The sequence below is a fragment of the Streptomyces sp. NPDC000229 genome, assembly GCF_040300825.1.
Taxonomy (GTDB): Bacteria; Actinomycetota; Actinomycetes; order Streptomycetales; family Streptomycetaceae; genus Streptomyces.
Genome location: NZ_JBEPEL010000005.1, coordinates 165082 through 180901 on the forward strand (window position 1 = coordinate 165082; position 15820 = coordinate 180901).

Consider the following 15820-nt stretch of genomic DNA (forward strand, 5'->3'; position numbering starts at 1 on the left):
CATTCGCTGATCGCGCCACCATCCCTCAGGAGCTGGCTTCTCGATGATGCTGAATACCTCTGCCGCGCCTCACTGGCGCAGAACATCGGCCTGGATGGCGGCGCTGCTCGCCATGGTGATCGCCGCTGTCGTCGTGGCGGTGACGCCGACGCGGGCGAACGCCATTGCGCAGCCCGTACCACTGGGCACCGCCGACAGTTTCGCCGTTCTCGCCGGCGAGTCGGTCACCAACACCGGACCTACGGTCATCACCGGCGATGTCGGGGTGCATCCGGGGACGGCCATTTCCGGATTCCCGCCGGGACTGGTGAACGGAACCTTCCACTCGGCTGACGCCGTGGCCGCCCAAGCCAAGAGCGACCTGGTCGCGGCCTACAACAACGCGGCCGGACAGGCCTCGGACGCCGCTCTCCCTCCGGACGCGGGCGGCCTGACGCTGGTTCCGGGCGTCTACACGGCCTCGTCCACCCTCGGTCTCACGGGCACGCTCACCCTGGACGGCCAGGACAACCCCGACGCCATCTGGGTGTTCCAGGTCGGTTCGGGCCTGACGACGGCTTCGGCCAGCAACGTGAGCCTCATCAACGGCGCCTCGCCGTGCAACGTGTTCTGGCAGATCGGCAGCTCGGCCACCCTCGGTACGGACTCCGACTTCGTCGGCACCATCATGGCTATGACGTCGATCACCGCCACCACGGAGGCGGACGTCGTCGGCCGCGCACTGGCCCGTAACGGCTCCGTGACACTGGACACCAACACGATCACGCGACCGGACTGCGCCGACGCCACCACGAACGGCGGTACCACGGCCGGAACGAATGGGGCCACCACGAACGGCGGTACCACGGCCGGAACGAATGGGGCCACCACGAACGGCGGTACCACGGCCGGAACGAATGGGACCACCACGAACGGCGGTACCACGGCCGGAACCAACGGGGCCACCACGAACGGCGGAGTCACGGGCGCCACGAACGGGGCACCTACGACCGGCGGTGCCACGGGCGGTGTTGGTGGGGGGCTCGGCGGCGTGACGACGGGCGGCACCGGTGGCGGTGGAGTGGTCGGTGGAGTGACCGGTGGTACCACCGCGGGCGCCACCGGCGGCACCGTGGGCGGCGCCACGGGCGCGACGACCGGCGGTGTCACGGGCGGCGTCACGGGCGGAAGCGGCCCCAAGCCGCCGGGTAAGCCGGGTAAGCCGGGCAAGCCGGGTAAGCCTGGCCATGACCACGACCACGACCACGACCACGACAAGCCTGGCAAGCCCAGCAAGCCTGGCAAGCCCGGCCACGACGGCAAGCCCGGTAAGCCCGGCGGCTACGGCGACGCCGAGGACGGACAGCACGGCAAGTCCGGTGAGCACGGCGGTCACACAAGCAGGTAGTTCCTTGCGGCGGGCTGAGCAGTCAGTCGCCCGCCTGCGCGAGTGAGATGCGTGGCGCGCGGTGGACGGTCGATCGACTCCACCGCGCGCCACGCGCGGAACCGGAAGAAGTGGAAATGAACAGCGGGATGGGAAGGCCGGGTGGGGCCGTGCTGAGCGGTGTCGAACAAGCGGAAGCAAAGGAATCGGAGCACTCCGCCGCAGGTTCGGCCGACAGAGGCCGCAGCGGTGCTCTCCCTGAATCTCATGGTGGTTCAGGGCCGCCGCGCCGCTCGCTGAACGCGGCCACAGGAGTCACCGTAGTCCTGTGCCTGGCGGTCACGCTCATTCATGTGCTGCTGGTCTTTCTGCATGTGGCGCCGGCGAACGCCATTTCGCAGCAGTACAGTCGGCAGATCAATGCGTGGGTCTATCCGCTGTTCGAGCAGAACTGGCGACTCTTCGCCCCGGACCCGGAGTCGGTCAATCGGCAGATCTCGGTGAGGACCATGCGGACCGCTCCGGACGGCACCGCGCAGGTGAGCAGCTGGTTCGATCTGAGCGGTGTGGACAACTCCGCGATCGAGCACAACCCCTTCCCGAGCCATACGTCGCAGAACATGCTGCGCCGGGCCTGGAGTTCTTACCTCGAAACGCTCGGGGGTGACGACCAGCCGCGTTCGGAGCGGGCTGTGATGTTCCAGCAGTACCTTCGCAACATCGCGGCGGAACGCGTCGCCGACCAGCGCGGCGGCTCCTTCCACTCCCTCCAACTGCGGGTCATCACGCTGCCCGTCGGCGCCCCGGCCCCGGCGGGCGTCAACCGCCCGGCCACAGCCGCGCCCACACCCGTAGACACCCGTTACCTGCCCTGGTGGAAGGTGGCCCCGCATGGCACCGACTGAGCCGACCCCAACCCAGACCACGGCACCCACGCCGTCGAAGTGCGACACCGAGCGAGCAAGTACACGCACAGCGACGCAGCGAATGCTCGACCGCGTCGCTGCTTTCTTCACCCTCCTGATCGAGCGGCCGATCTCCCTGTACGCGGCGGCAGTACTGCGCATCGGCTACGGCCTGCTCTACCTCGTCTTCCTCCTACGCGAGTTTCCGCACCGTGACGAGATCTGGGGGCCCGGGTCGCCGTGGACTCCCGCGCTGGCGAGGCAACTGTTCGACCAGACGGGATGGGCAAGCATCCTCACCCTGTCCGACAGCCGCGCGTACTTCGAGCTCTGCTACGCGGTGGCCGTCGTCACGTCCGCGTTGTTCCTGCTGGGCTGGCGGACCAGAGCGGTGTCCGTGCTGTTCGCCGTCGTGGTGGCGTCATTCCACGCCAGGTCGATCTTCATGACGGACGGCGGGGACAATCTCATCCTGCTCATGGCCGTCTACCTCGTGTTCACCGCCTGCGGTCGGCGTTGGTCCCTCGACGCCCGCAGGGCCCGGCTTCGCTCAGCCGCCGGGGGAGAGACACGCCCTCCACTGACGGTCGGGGGCCGGCTCCGGCGTCATCTCCGCGACGCCCGCCTGACCGTGGTCACCGTCCTGCACAACTGCGGCATGTTCGTCATCGCCGCGGAGGTCTGCTTCCTCTACGGCTCGGCGGGCCTGTACAAGGTGCAGGGCGGCACCTGGGGCAATGGGACCGCCCTCCACTACGCTCTGAACCTCCACCTGTTCCAGCCCTGGCCCGCGCTCTCCCAGATGGTCGACGACCACCAGGCCGTGATTGCCGCCGCCTGCTACCTGACGGTCCTGCTGCAGGTCGCCTTCCCCTTCGTCCTCTTCGGCCGGCTCAAGTACCCCGTCCTGGGAATGCTGCTGACCATGCACGTGGGCATCGCGGTGCTCATGGGCCTGCCGCTCTTCTCCGCCGCGATGATCGTCGCGGACGCGGTCTTCCTGCCGGACCGCTTCTACCACTCTCTAGGGCTGCTCTGCCGCCGTCCGTTCCACCGCACCGGCGCCGGCGAAAGGCCAGCATCACCCGGGCCGGAAAAGGGACTCGTACCAGTGCAACCAGGACCGGTCGGCTGAGGACCGTTCGGCGCCGCGACCTTCGTCACACCGACCACACCCGGGCCGGTCCACCGAGCAGGCCGCGCTGACCCACCAGCACTCCCACCACGAGAGCCAGGGAAGTCACCGCCGGGCTCGACCGGCCCGCACAGACCGACCACGCCGAGTCACCGAGCACGGGCCGCCGACCCGGAGGGGCGCTGCATGGGGCGTCTGTCGCGAGAGGCGTGCCCAGCGGGGCTGGCTCTCTGACAGCGGTTCGCTCGGCAATGGTTGAAGAACAGCGCGGTGGTCCTGTCCGGGCCGCTGTGCCTGCCCCAGCCGTCCGCCGTCGCGGTGATCCAGTTGCGCTGTTCCCGATCTGACATTGGTCATGCCGGGTCTGCAAAACGGATCCCGAAGTCACCGTGAAGCGGCCCCCAGAAACTGACACAGCCACCGAGGCCTTGGACCGGACCGGAGCGGGCATCACGCAGCCCTCGCAGTCCTGCGATCACCAGTGCGCCGTTGACGACACCGACGTGCGCCCATCAGGCCCACCAGCGACTCGCCGCCCATGCGAGCGCGTAGCCCGCACTGTTGAGGGCGCAGTGCAGCGCCACGGGTGGGATGAGGCTGCCGGAGCGGCGACGGAGCTCGCAGAAGAGCACACCGGCGAAGGCGGTGCCGACGACCGCTGCTGTCACGGAGAGGGCGACGCCGACTTGACCGGCTCCGAAGACCGCTTGGGCCGCCGCGTTCGCGCGCGTGAGCCCGCGTGACGGCTGTACGTGCCAGAGCCCGAAGAGCACCGAGGAAACGACGGTGGCCCATACAGGCCCCCACCGTCGCCGAACCATGGCCCACAAGACGCCGCGGAATGCGATCTCCTCAAGCAGCACCGTGCCGAGCGGTACGCGGACCAGCACGCGGTACACCAGCTCTTCGGGAGACAAGCTCGCAGCCCGCTCGTCCTGGAATGCCTCCCGGGTGAACGGCAGGGCCAAGCCCACCAGATAGACCACGAGAACGGCTCCGGCCAGGACCAGGCCCCAGCGCATACCGCGGCGGGCAGAGGCCCTGCCGAGCCCCAGATCGTCCCAAGTGAGGCCGGACCGGCGGGCGATCAGCACAAGCAGCACGGCCGCGACCGCACAGACCGGCACGTACCAACCGGGCGTGAGCGCGTCGTTGAGCGCGTTCGCGGCCGCGATTACCACGACGGCCAGGAGCAGCATCCACATGGCCGCACAAGGATCGCCGACGTTCGCGACGAGCGGGCCGCAACGCGCCGTTTCACGAAGCACCGCCTTCCGGGATGCTCGGGCGTCCGCAAGGTCGCGGGTCCCCGTGCTGGAGCCGGGTCAGGGGCGGGCAAGTGCATCGTCATCCTGCCGGAGTTCCCTCGGTGGATCTCCAGCGACACCTCGACTGGTACGCGGGGGAGGGCCCGGACGGGCTGCTCTTCGTGGGGGGAGAAAAGGGCGCCGTACCGCCGGCCAGCTTCGGCAGGAAGCGGCGGAGGGACCGAGGCGAGGTCGGAAAGCCGGAGAACTTCCGCTTCTGCGATCTCCGTCACGGCGGACGCACTCTCTCGACCCGCTCGGGTGCCACGCTCAAGGGCACGATGGTGCGGGCGGGCCAGTCCACCGAAAAGGCCACGCTGATCTACCGGCGCTCCGACCACGACCGTCGGAAAGAGGGAGCAGGTGGTGCGGAGGTGCTGCGTGGCACCTGAGTCGGGCCAAGACAACAACAAAGCCCCGGGCCTCTGACCTGGGGCTTTCGCGTGGAGCGGGTGACGGGAATCGAACCCGCGCTCTGAGCTTGGGAATCAACCGGCATTCGATCGCCCTGCAAACCACTGACCTGCGAAAACACTGCGGGGACGTGCTGCCTGCTGGTGGTGGACGGCGCCCGTTGTGACCGCTGTTTGCCGCTACGAATGGCACGTAGTGGCACGGATCGCTCAGAGGGGTGCGGTGCAGAGAGGTCTTGCGCGGCAAGCAGGCTTGGGGCACTGGGTCTGCGAGAGCGATTCACTCGGGCAATCGAACGGGGATGCCGCTGTCAGCCGCTGAGTCTCGTGCGCCCGCTCACGGACGCGTAAGTGGTGGCCCGTCCAGGCGACTGTGGCTGGCCAGCCGCGGTCGGCTACCAAGAGAGGACCACGTGGTGGCCGGCCCCGCCGGGGCAGGCGCGCGGACGGCGCCAGGGGGATACTCGCCTACACATCAGACCCCGCCGCTAGCGTGGTGTGCCTCTCAAGCGGGTGTACCTCTACCAGCGGGACTGGATCACGCTTGCGTGCCAGCGGCCCGCCTCGCAACCGCGCCCTGCAAGGCGAGCAGGCCACCCCGACGATGTGATGGCCGTGGCGTTCCGGGAATATGCGCTACTGCTGGACGCCGACACCGCCCGCACAGCCTGGCGGAAAGTCGCCTGGCGTGGGTAATCCGGACACCTCCAGCGGCGTTGAACTCCACGACGATGCGGCTCACCCAGGCATCGGCGTGCAGCGAAGCTGCAGCGAAACGGTTCCGCGTCCCGACCTGGAGCCGATCTCCACCGAACACGCCCGGCGGTGGGGGACCGACGGGCGCCTCGTTCCTGCCCAGGACGACGAGCAATGGACGACACGATCCTCGCCCGCCGCCACCCTGACCGGGGCGCTGAACGGGAGCACGGCGAAGGCCCTGATCGCCGACATCAGGGCCTTCTCGCCACGGGCCCGCAAGGGGTGGACCGGGGATTGCTGCGGCCCCGCCGCCGGGCTGGGAAGCAGGGCAGGGCAGGGCAGGGCCGCCAACTGCACGGGTTGCGGCGTGGGGCGCTTGAACCACGTGCACGTGTCGACCGGCTGAACGCGACCGGCAGCCTCAAGGTCACGCGCCCGGGCGAGTGAAGCGCCCAGACCGTACGGTCCATACCCGCTCACCCAGCACCTGGGCCACGGCCACCGCCGGATCAGCGGCGCCACAGACCCGCGTCAGCGCGGCTACTCCCTCAAGGTCGACCGTCGCCCCGGCGAGCTCGCCGGCCTTGGCCTCCAGACAGCCCCAGCTGCCGTTCTCGACAAGCTGGACGAGGTCAGACGTTCCTCCGCCAGAGTCGGGGCGCTCATGGCTTGATCGTAGGGCGCCCGGACGCAGTCGGTCACAGGCACGGTAGCCGGCCAACCCGGGAATGGGACGGCTCAGCTCACTGCCTGTGCCCGCGACAGCGCAGACACGCCCGTGCTTCACCCGTTCACCGGACAAACCTTCACCCGGATACCAGCCCGAGTGGTGGGCCGCACATACCTGGCTGACGGTAGCCACGTCGCGGCTGCGGTCACTCCTAGCCGACAGTGTGTCAGCTGACGCAGGCTGCGACGGAAGGATCCCTTCATGCGCTCTGCTCGCACTCTTCTCGCCGCAGCCACCGTCACGGCTGCACTTGCCATTGCGGCCCCCGGCGCCTACGCCTCCAGCACCGGCGACTGGGACAAGGACGACCGCTCCTACAGCAGCGACCACGAGTCCAAGAAGGACAAGGACAAGCACGAGGACCGCAAGTACGACAAGCCCAAGGGTGGCGTGCACGCCGGCGGCGGCTTGCTTGCCACCGTCCATGGTGACGACTGGGACAAGAAGGACCACGAGTCCAAGAAGGACGCCGACAAGCACGAGAGCGGCAAGTACGACAAGCCCAAGGGTGGCGTGCACGCCGGCGGCGGCCTGCTCGGCACCGTCGGTGGTGACGACTGGGACAAGAAGGACCACGAGTCCAAGAAGGACGCCGACAAGCACGAGAGCGGCAAGTACGACAAGCCCAAGGGTGGCGTGCACGCCGGCGGCGGCCTGCTGGCCACCGTCGGTGGTGACGACTGGGACAAGAAGGACCACGAGTCCAAGAAGGACAAGGACAAGCACGAGGACCGCAAGCACGACAAGCCCAAGGGTGGCATGCACACCGGCGGCGGCGGTCTGACCTCCTCCAGCTCGACGGCGGCCGGGAGCATGGTGCTCCTGGGCGGCCTTGGGGCCGGCGCCTACATGCTGCGCCGCCGCGCTGTGCGCGGCGACGCAGCATGACCCCATGAGCTTACGTCCCACAGCGGGCGGCTGCGGTTCCCCTTTTGGGAAGCGCCGCAGTCGCCCGCTGTCGCAGGCCGATCTTCTGTGTGCTCCAGATCTGCTCACTGAGGTGCGCTACACCATGAAGTCTCATACACCGGTCGTCTCGGGAACCTCGTGGCGGGCCCGTGTGCCGCGTCGGCTCCTTCCCCTCGTGCTCACGCCGCTGACACTGGCCGTGGTCGCGCTCAGCTGGACCGGCCCGACGAGCACGCCTCCGCTGTCCGCGCCGGCGCCCGTGGTGAGTCAACCCGCGACGCCCGCAGCCAAGGCCGATACCCGGGTTACGGCTGCAAGCCCGTGGCTGCCGCGGTCGGCGCCCACGCGTCTGTTCATCCCCAGCATCGGTGTCGACGCGCCTTTCACCGATTTGGCCATCGGTCCCTCCGGGCAGCTGGACGCACCACCGCCGGAGGAAACGAACCTGGTCGGCTGGTTCGCCGCCGGCCCATCCCCGGGGGAGCGCGGCACCGCAATCGTCGCCGGCCACCTCGACACCACGACCGCCCCCGCAGTCTTCGCCTCCCTCAGCACACTCTCCCCGGGCAGCGACATCAACATCGTCCGCAAAGACGGCACCACCGCGTCATTCGTCGTCGATGCCATCGACAACTTCCCACAGGACAAGTTCCCCGACGACCGCGTCTACGCCGACACCCCCGACGCCCAGCTGCGCCTGATCACCTGCGGCGGTAGTTACGACCACAGCAAGAAGCGGTACACCGAGAACACCGTGGTCTTCGCCCACCTCAAGACCACTGCCGCCAAGAAACAATGATCGCCATCAGAAGCTGTCACAGGCTGTCTTAAGACGGTGTCCTATGTGGTGAGGCGGACCAGTCGCTTGTAGCAGCACAGGGCTGCGGCGAGGCCAAGAAAGGCGAGGTAGGTGCGGGGGTGGCCTTCGTATCGGGGGCTCAGTCGGCGGTAGCCGGTCAGCCAGGAGACGGTCCGCTCGATTACCCACCTGCGGCGGCCCAGGCGTTCGCTGGACTCAACGCCTTTGCGGGCGATGCGCACGCCGATGCGTCTGCCGCGTAACCATTTCCCCAGGTGAGGGATGACGTATGCCGAACGGCCATCTGGTGCGGATCTGGTGCGCGACACCTAGCGTGGTCCAGACAACAAGAAAGGCCCGGGTCGATGACCTGGGCCTTCTGCGTGGAGCGGGTGACGGGAATCGAACCCGCGCTCTGAGCTTGGGAAGCTCATGTTCTACCATTAAACTACACCCGCGTAATATACGGACCGGAGGACCGGTGCCGTACCGTCGCTCACTGTACCGCATACGCAGGCCCCCGGTGTATCGCGCCGCGGGGTCTTTGTGCTGTGTGGGGGGTGGATCCGGGTGCGGGTGGCGGGAGTTGAGGCGTACGGTGTGGGGGCGGAGTGCCGCGTGGAGTGGTGTCCTGTTGATCCCCTAATGTGGCTTTCTCGTCCACGCATCGTTGGGGAAGGGACTCGATGGACTCCATGGAGCGCACCGTCGTCCGCTGTGCCGAGGGGCACGTGTTCAGTACCGCTTCGTTCCCGATGCAGCACCTCGGTGCCGGCCGGATCGGGCCCGGGAGGCTGCTGCGGTGTCCGCGGTGTGCGCGGTTGCGGCAGGCCGTGCCGGTGGCCGTGCCCGTGGAGCTGCAGCGGCGGTAGCACGTGGTGGGAGGCGCGCGGGGGCTGTCCGATTGGGGCGGGCCCGCGCGCTCTGCGTATCCTCGGGGCGTGCTTCTCTCAGACAAGGACATCCGGGCCGAGATCGACGCCGGACGGGTACGTATCGACCCGTACGACGACTCCATGGTGCAGCCCTCGAGCATCGACGTGCGGCTGGACCGCTACTTCCGGGTGTTCGAGAACCACCGATACCCCCACATCGATCCGGCCGTCGAGCAGGCGGACCTCACACGGCTGGTCGAGCCGGAGGGGGACGAGGCGTTCATCCTGCACCCGGGCGAGTTCGTGCTCGCGTCGACGTACGAGGTGATCAGCCTTCCCGACGACCTCGCCTCGCGGCTGGAGGGGAAGAGCTCCCTCGGACGGCTCGGGCTGGTGACGCACTCGACCGCCGGGTTCATCGACCCCGGCTTCTCCGGGCACGTGACGCTCGAGCTGTCGAACCTCGCCACCCTGCCGATCAAGCTCTGGCCCGGCATGAAGATCGGGCAGCTGTGCATGTTCCGGCTCAGCTCGCCGGCGGAATACCCGTACGGCTCCGAGAAGTACGGCTCGCGGTACCAGGGGCAGCGGGGGCCGACCGCCTCGCGGTCCTTCCAGAACTTCCATCGGACGCAGGTGTGAGCATGGGTGACGTACGGGAGAACCTGACCTACGAGAAGTTCGGGACCGCGATCCGCGAGCTCGCGCAGACGATCGCCGACGACGGGTACGAGCCCGACATCGTGCTGAGCATCGCGCGCGGCGGGGTCTTCGTGGCCGGCGGGCTCGCCTACGCGCTGGACTGCAAGAACATCCACCTGGTCAATGTGGAGTTCTACACCGGGGTCGGGACGACCCTGGAGATGCCGGTCATGCTCGCGCCGGTGCCGAACGCCATCGACTTCAGCGACAAGAAGGTGCTCATCGCCGACGACGTCGCCGACACCGGCAAGACGCTGAAGCTGGTGCACGACTTCTGCCTCGGCACGGTCGCCGAGGTGCGCAGCGCCGTCATCTATGAGAAGTCCCACTCGCTCGTGAAGTGCGAGTACGTCTGGAAGCGCACCGACGACTGGATCAACTTCCCGTGGAGCGTGGAGAAGCCCGTGGTGCAGCGCTCGGGCGTGCTGGACGCCTGACCCCGGACACGACGAAGGCCCCCGGTGACGGGGGCCTTTCGCGTACGTACGTCAGATCGTGCCCAGCTTGAGCAGCGACAGCAGCGCCACCAGCTGGATCGCCGAGGCGCCCAGCGCCTTCGGCCACGGCAGGTCGTGCGACTTGCTCACCATGGAGGTGAAGAGCGCTCCCGCCGCCAGCCAGGACAGCCAGCCCACGACCTGTACGAGGGTGTTCTCGCCGCCCAGGAACAGGGCGAAGAGCAGGCGCGGCGCGTCCGTCATCGACATGATCAGCATCGAGAGGCCGATCGTCGGCTGCCAGGCGCCGTCACCGCCGAGCTGGCGCGCCAGGGTGTGGGTGACCGCGCCCATGATCAGGCCACCGACGACGAACATGAGGCCGGTGACGAGGACGTACGGGATCGCCGTCGACAGCGTGGCGTTGATCGCCTCCTCACGGGCCTGGTCGAACCCGAAGAGGGCGAGCAGGCCGTACAGGAACGTGATCACCAGCGCCGGGCCCCAGACGGCGTGGTCGCGCATCTGCCAGAACGTCGGGCCCGGGCGCATCACGATGCCGCTCAGCAGCTGCTTCCAGTGCAGGCGCGGGCCTGCCGGGGCGGGGGTGCCCCCGGCCCGGTAGGTGGCGTCGCCGCCGTACGCGTCGGGCTCGGCGGCGTACGCCTCGTCGTGGATGCTGAACGCCCGGGTGTGGCCCGGGTTGTTCGCCGCGTACGGGTCGTGCGGCGGGGCGGAGGGCGCTTGCGCGTAGGGGTCGCCGAAGTACTCCGGCTCCCCGTACGGCTGCTGCCCGTGGGAGTGCCCCTGGGGCCACTGCTGCTGCGGCCCCGCGTACGGGGGCGGCGCAGCCGCGCTGCCGTACGGCGCCTGCTGCGGTTGTTGTTGCGGGGTGCGGTTGTCCCGGCCGCGTCCGATCCTGAATCCAGCCACGTCACCGAACGTACCCGTTCCCGCTGTGTCCGGCGCACGGGGCCGGGAACGGGGGCTCCTTTGCTGCTGAGCTGTGACATCCCCTAAGGGCTGGAAAGGGGGGCGAGTCGGGGTGGAATCGTTGAACGGTGACCGTTTTGTCGGGTTACGGTCGCTCCGCCGCTTCTCCCGGCCACCGCGGGCACGGCCGCCCGGTGAACGAAGCGGCCGGACCCGCCCCCAGGGGGCAGGTCCGGCCGCTCGCCGTTCTCGTACGACGGACTACTTCACCGGCTCCGGCTCGCTGTCCGCCTCTTCGGCCGGGGTCGGCTCCGCCGGCGTCTTGACGGACTCCAGCAGCAGCTGGGCCACGTCCACGACCTGGAGGCTCTCCTTGGCCTTGCCGTCGTTCTTCTTGCCGTTCACGGAGTCCGTGAGCATCACCAGGCAGAAGGGGCAGGCGGTGGAGACGATGTCCGGGTTGAGGGACAGCGCCTCGTCGACGCGCTCGGTGTTGATGCGCTTGCCGATCCGCTCCTCCATCCACATCCGCGCGCCACCGGCGCCGCAGCAGAAGCCCCGCTCCTTGTGGCGGTGCATCTCCTGCTGGCGCAGGCCCGGGACGGCCGACATGATCTCGCGCGGCGGCGTGTAGACCTTGTTGTGGCGGCCCAGGTAGCACGGGTCGTGGTACGTGATCAGGCCGTCGACCGGCGTCACCGGGATCAGCTTGCCCTCGTCGATGAGGTGCTGGAGCAGCTGCGTGTGGTGGATGACCTCGAACTCGCCGCCCAGCTGCGGGTACTCGTTCGCGATCGTGTTGAAGCAGTGCGGGCAGGTCGCGACGATCTTCTTCGAGGCCTTGGGCTTCTTCGTGGACTCGTCCTCGTCGTCCTCGCCGAACGCCATGTTCAGCATCGCGACGTTCTCCTGGCCGAGCTGCTGGAACAGCGGCTCGTTGCCCAGGCGGCGGGCGGAGTCACCCGTGCACTTCTCGTCGCCGCCCATGATCGCGAACTTGACGCCCGCCATGTGCAGCAGCTCCGCGAAGGCCTTGGTGGTCTTCTTGGCCCGGTCCTCCAGGGCGCCCGCGCAGCCGACCCAGTACAGGTAGTCGACCTCGGACAGGTCCTCGATGTCCCTGCCGACGATCGGGACCTCGAAGTCGACCTCCTTGGTCCACTCCACGCGCTGCTTCTTGGCCAGACCCCAGGGGTTGCCCTTCTTCTCCAGGTTCTTGAGCATCGTGCCCGCCTCGGACGGGAACGCGGACTCGATCATCACCTGGTAGCGGCGCATGTCGACGATGTGGTCGACGTGCTCGATGTCGACCGGGCACTGCTCCACGCACGCACCGCAGGTGGTGCAGGACCAGAGCACGTCCGGGTCGATGACGCCGTTCTCTTCGAGGGTGCCGATCAGGGGGCGCTCGGCCTCGGCGAGGGCGGACGCGGGGACGTCCTTGAGCTGCTCGGCGGAGGCCTTCTCGTCGCCCTCCATGGTCTTGCCGCCGCCGGCCAGCAAGTACGGCGCCTTGGCGTGCGCGTGGTCGCGCAACGACATGATCAGGAGCTTGGGGGAGAGGGGCTTGCCGGTGTTCCAGGCGGGGCACTGCGACTGGCAGCGGCCGCACTCGGTGCAGGTGGAGAAGTCGAGGAGGCCCTTCCAGGAGAAGTGCTCGACCTGGGACACGCCGTAGACGTCGTCGTCGCCCGGGTCCTCGAAGTCGATCTCCTTGCCGCCGGACGTCATCGGCTGGAGCGCACCGAGGGCGGTGGAGCCGTCGGCGTTGCGCTTGAACCAGATGTTGGGGAACGCCAGGAAGCGGTGCCAGGCCACACCCATGTTGGTGTTGAGCGAGACCGTGATCATCCAGATCATGGTCGTGCTCAGCTTGATCATCGCGAACAGGTAGACCAGGTTCTGCAGCGCGCCGACGCTCAGGCCCTCGAGGGCCAGGACGAGCGGGTACGAGGCGAAGTACGCGGGCTCGTAGTGGTCGACGTGATGCAGCGCGCCCTCGAGGCCGCGCAGCACGTAGATGGCGAGGCCGATGGTGAGGATGACGTACTCGACGAAGTACGCCTGGCCCATCTTCGAGCCCGCGAAGCGGGACTTGCGCCCCGGTCGCGAGGGCAGGTTCAGCAGGCGGATGACGATCAGCGTGGCGATGCCGAGCGTGGTCATCGCGCCGATGAACTCGATGTAGAGCTCGTACGGCAGGAAGCCGCCGATGACCGGCAGGGTCCAGTCCGCCTGGAAGAGCTGCCCGTACGCCGTGATGATCGTGGGCGGCAGCGTCAGGAAGCCGACCGCCACGAACCAGTGGGCGATGCCGACGATGCCCCATCGGTTCATCCGCGTGTGGCCGAGGAACTCACGGACCAGCGTGACGCTGCGCTGGTAGGGGTTGTCGGTCCGGGTGCCGGCGGGGACGGGCTGCCCCAGCTTGAAGTGGCGGACGAACTGGCCGATGGCGCGGGCGAGCAGCGCAACGCCGACCACGGTCAGGGTCAGCGACACAATGATCGCGGCGAGTTGCATGGAGGCTCCTCGGGCCTGCGAGGGTGGGAGAACGTTGGGTACTACTAAGCGGTAACTTATTCAGCTCGTGCTGAGCGTACCCAGTTATTTCGCCGCACTGTAGCCGCGCAGGCGGTGATCTGCGTCGCTCAGGTGAGCCTGACCGGAGACGGTCCGCAGGGCGCGCACCAGCAGGGCGAGGTCCAGGCCGATCCAGTGGTGCTCCACGTAGTGCTGGTCAAGCAGCAGTGGCTCGTCCCACGGCAGCGTGGAGGCCCGCCGCACCTGGGCCAGTCCGGTCAGCCCCGGGCGGACGCTCCGACGCCAGGGGGCGTCGGCGGCGGGGGTGCCGGGGGGAAGGGGCGCCGGGCCGACGAGTGACATCTCACCGCGTACGACATGGGGCAGGCGTGAGAGGACGTCCAGCCGGAAGCGGCGGGTAGGCAGGTAGCGCAAGGTGAACGGCCGGCCGCCGAGACCGGTTCTCGGCTCCGTCACGAAGACACCACCGCCCGGCCGTCTCAGCGCGGTGGCGACGGTGGCCGCGAGGAGCAGTGGGGCCACCAGGGCGAACAGGGCGGAGCCGAGGGCCAGATCGAGGATCCGCTTGGGATCCGGCGAGGGGTGCGCAGGGCGCATGGTGCGCAGGATGCGCAGAGCGCGCACGGGGGGCATGGGGCTCATGGAGCACACACCTGACAACTTTGCGAGTAATGCGGCTTTTGGATGGTTCTTTGAACGATCGCATGGTTGCGTGTGCGGTGGTAGTGCTTCGCGGGTACGCGGCGGGTCGCGCCGCCGGGCGGCGAGTGGGGGCGGGCGGACCGTGTCCGGTGGGCGGCCCCGTGGCGCATAAGTTGAGCGTAAGCGGCTCAACTCTGTTGACTCCGGTCTGGCTGTCGTGCATCCTTGAGCCTGTTCCACTCAAGTCAGCTGGAGGAATCGAAAATGGCACGTGCGGTCGGCATCGACCTGGGCACGACAAACTCCGTCGTCAGCGTTCTGGAAGGCGGCGAGCCCACCGTCATCACCAACGCCGAGGGCGCCAGGACCACGCCGTCCGTCGTCGCCTTTGCCAAGAACGGCGAGGTGCTCGTCGGCGAGGTGGCCAAGCGTCAGGCGGTCACGAACGTCGACCGGACCATCCGGTCCGTCAAGCGACACATGGGCACCGACTGGAAGATCGAGCTCGACGGGAAGAACTTCAACCCGCAGCAGATCAGCGCCTTCATCCTGCAGAAGCTGAAGCGCGACGCCGAGGCGTACCTGGGCGAGAAGGTCACCGACGCGGTGATCACGGTCCCGGCGTACTTCAACGACTCCGAGCGCCAGGCCACCAAGGAGGCCGGTGAGATCGCGGGCCTCAACGTCCTGCGCATCGTCAACGAGCCGACGGCCGCGGCCCTCGCGTACGGCCTCGACAAGGACGACCAGACCATCCTGGTCTTCGACCTCGGTGGCGGCACCTTCGACGTCTCGCTGCTGGAGATCGGCGACGGCGTCGTCGAGGTGAAGGCCACCAACGGTGACAACCACCTCGGTGGTGACGACTGGGACCAGCGCGTCGTCGACTACCTGGTCAAGCAGTTCCAGTCCGGGCACGGCGTCGACCTGTCCAAGGACAAGATGGCCCTCCAGCGCCTCCGTGAGGCCGCCGAGAAGGCCAAGATCGAGCTGTCCTCGTCCACCGAGACCTCGATCAACCTGCCCTACATCACGGCGTCCGCCGAGGGCCCGCTGCACCTGGACGAGAAGCTCACGCGCGCCCAGTTCCAGCAGCTGACCGCCGACCTGCTGGAGCGCTGCAAGACGCCGTTCCACAACGTCATCAAGGACGCGGGCATCGCCCTCTCCGAGATCGACCACGTCGTTCTCGTCGGTGGCTCCACCCGTATGCCCGCCGTCGCCGAGCTCGTCAAGGAGCTGACCGGCGGCAAGGAGGCCAACAAGGGTGTGAACCCGGACGAGGTCGTCGCCATCGGCGCCTCGCTCCAGGCCGGTGTCCTCAAGGGCGAGGTCAAGGACGTCCTGCTCCTCGACGTGACCCCGCTGTCCCTCGGTATCGAGACCAAGGGCGGCATCATGACCAAGCTGATCGAGCGCAACAC

The 15820-nt window shown here is 68.3% G+C and carries 15 protein-coding genes, 1 tRNA gene and 1 pseudogene; 11 read left to right on the forward strand and 6 right to left on the reverse strand.

Annotation, left to right across the window (positions count from 1 at the left end):
* Positions 1 to 46 precede the first annotated feature (46 nt).
* The 3 genes from ABT360_RS05305 (at position 47) to ABT360_RS05315 (ending at position 3406) form a co-directional block, all read left to right on the forward strand.
* On the forward strand, positions 47 to 1387 hold the full coding sequence (locus ABT360_RS05305) for an ice-binding family protein (RefSeq protein WP_351810980.1): 1341 nt from the start codon (positions 47 to 49) through the stop codon (positions 1385 to 1387).
* 149 nt (positions 1388 to 1536) lie between these two features.
* A complete protein-coding gene (locus ABT360_RS05310; RefSeq protein WP_351810983.1) occupies positions 1537 to 2271 on the forward strand; it encodes a DUF5819 family protein in 735 nt (244 codons plus the stop codon).
* Positions 2272 to 2353: 82 nt separating this feature from the next.
* Positions 2354 to 3406: an HTTM domain-containing protein gene (locus ABT360_RS05315; protein ID WP_351810986.1), complete on the forward strand. Its 1053-nt coding sequence runs from the start codon at positions 2354 to 2356 to the stop codon at positions 3404 to 3406.
* 512 nt (positions 3407 to 3918) lie between these two features.
* Here ABT360_RS05315 and ABT360_RS05320 read toward each other — a convergent pair.
* Entirely contained in the window at positions 3919 to 4611 is a 693-nt protein-coding gene (locus ABT360_RS05320; RefSeq protein ID WP_351810988.1) for a CPBP family intramembrane glutamic endopeptidase, read from the reverse strand.
* Positions 4612 to 4775: 164 nt separating this feature from the next.
* Here ABT360_RS05320 and ABT360_RS05325 point away from each other — a divergent pair, with 164 nt between their 5' ends.
* The 4 genes from ABT360_RS05325 (at position 4776) to ABT360_RS05340 (ending at position 8263) form a co-directional block, all read left to right on the forward strand.
* Positions 4776 to 5105 carry a hypothetical protein gene (locus ABT360_RS05325; RefSeq protein WP_351810991.1) on the forward strand — a complete coding sequence of 110 codons (330 nt, stop codon included), beginning with the start codon at positions 4776 to 4778 and terminating at the stop codon, positions 5103 to 5105.
* A 709-nt stretch (positions 5106 to 5814) separates the two neighbouring features.
* A complete protein-coding gene (locus ABT360_RS05330) occupies positions 5815 to 6231 on the forward strand; it encodes a hypothetical protein (protein ID WP_351810994.1) in 417 nt (138 codons plus the stop codon).
* 525 nt (positions 6232 to 6756) lie between these two features.
* Entirely contained in the window at positions 6757 to 7443 is a 687-nt protein-coding gene (locus ABT360_RS05335; protein ID WP_351810996.1) for a hypothetical protein, read from the forward strand.
* A gap of 196 nt (positions 7444 to 7639) precedes the next feature.
* Positions 7640 to 8263, forward strand: coding sequence for a class F sortase (locus ABT360_RS05340; RefSeq protein WP_351810999.1), 624 nt, complete (start codon positions 7640 to 7642; stop codon positions 8261 to 8263).
* 41 nt (positions 8264 to 8304) lie between these two features.
* Here the strand turns inward: ABT360_RS05340 and ABT360_RS05345 are convergent.
* A pseudogene (locus ABT360_RS05345) lies at positions 8305 to 8556 on the reverse strand (transposase); the annotation flags it as partial.
* Positions 8557 to 8647: 91 nt separating this feature from the next.
* Positions 8648 to 8721 (reverse strand) — tRNA-Gly (locus ABT360_RS05350).
* Positions 8722 to 8949: 228 nt separating this feature from the next.
* Between ABT360_RS05350 and ABT360_RS05355 the strand changes: the two genes are divergently transcribed.
* From ABT360_RS05355 to ABT360_RS05365, 3 genes are all read left to right on the forward strand, one after another.
* On the forward strand, positions 8950 to 9135 hold the full coding sequence (locus ABT360_RS05355) for a hypothetical protein (protein WP_351811002.1): 186 nt from the start codon (positions 8950 to 8952) through the stop codon (positions 9133 to 9135).
* 69 nt (positions 9136 to 9204) lie between these two features.
* The gene (gene dcd, locus ABT360_RS05360; RefSeq protein ID WP_336323542.1) at positions 9205 to 9780 is read left to right on the forward strand and encodes a dCTP deaminase; all 576 of its coding nucleotides are present in this window, start codon (positions 9205 to 9207) and stop codon (positions 9778 to 9780) included.
* Between the two features lie 2 nt (positions 9781 to 9782).
* The gene (locus tag ABT360_RS05365) at positions 9783 to 10277 is read left to right on the forward strand and encodes a phosphoribosyltransferase (RefSeq protein ID WP_351811006.1); all 495 of its coding nucleotides are present in this window, start codon (positions 9783 to 9785) and stop codon (positions 10275 to 10277) included.
* Between the two features lie 51 nt (positions 10278 to 10328).
* On the opposite strand, the gene ABT360_RS05370 is transcribed toward ABT360_RS05365, so the two are convergent.
* The 3 genes from ABT360_RS05370 to ABT360_RS05380 all read right to left on the reverse strand — a co-directional run bounded on the left by ABT360_RS05370 (position 10329) and on the right by ABT360_RS05380 (position 14387).
* A complete protein-coding gene (locus ABT360_RS05370) occupies positions 10329 to 11210 on the reverse strand; it encodes a Yip1 family protein (RefSeq protein ID WP_351811008.1) in 882 nt (293 codons plus the stop codon).
* Positions 11211 to 11471: 261 nt separating this feature from the next.
* The gene (locus ABT360_RS05375; RefSeq protein ID WP_351811011.1) at positions 11472 to 13733 is read right to left on the reverse strand and encodes a (Fe-S)-binding protein; all 2262 of its coding nucleotides are present in this window, start codon (positions 13731 to 13733) and stop codon (positions 11472 to 11474) included.
* 84 nt (positions 13734 to 13817) lie between these two features.
* Complete coding sequence (locus tag ABT360_RS05380) at positions 13818 to 14387, reverse strand: sugar transferase (protein ID WP_351811038.1); 570 nt, start codon at positions 14385 to 14387, stop codon at positions 13818 to 13820.
* A gap of 273 nt (positions 14388 to 14660) precedes the next feature.
* On the opposite strand from ABT360_RS05380, the gene dnaK reads away from it, so the two are divergent.
* The coding region (dnaK, locus tag ABT360_RS05385) for a molecular chaperone DnaK (protein ID WP_351811014.1) at positions 14661 to 15820 on the forward strand (1160 nt) is incomplete at its 3' end.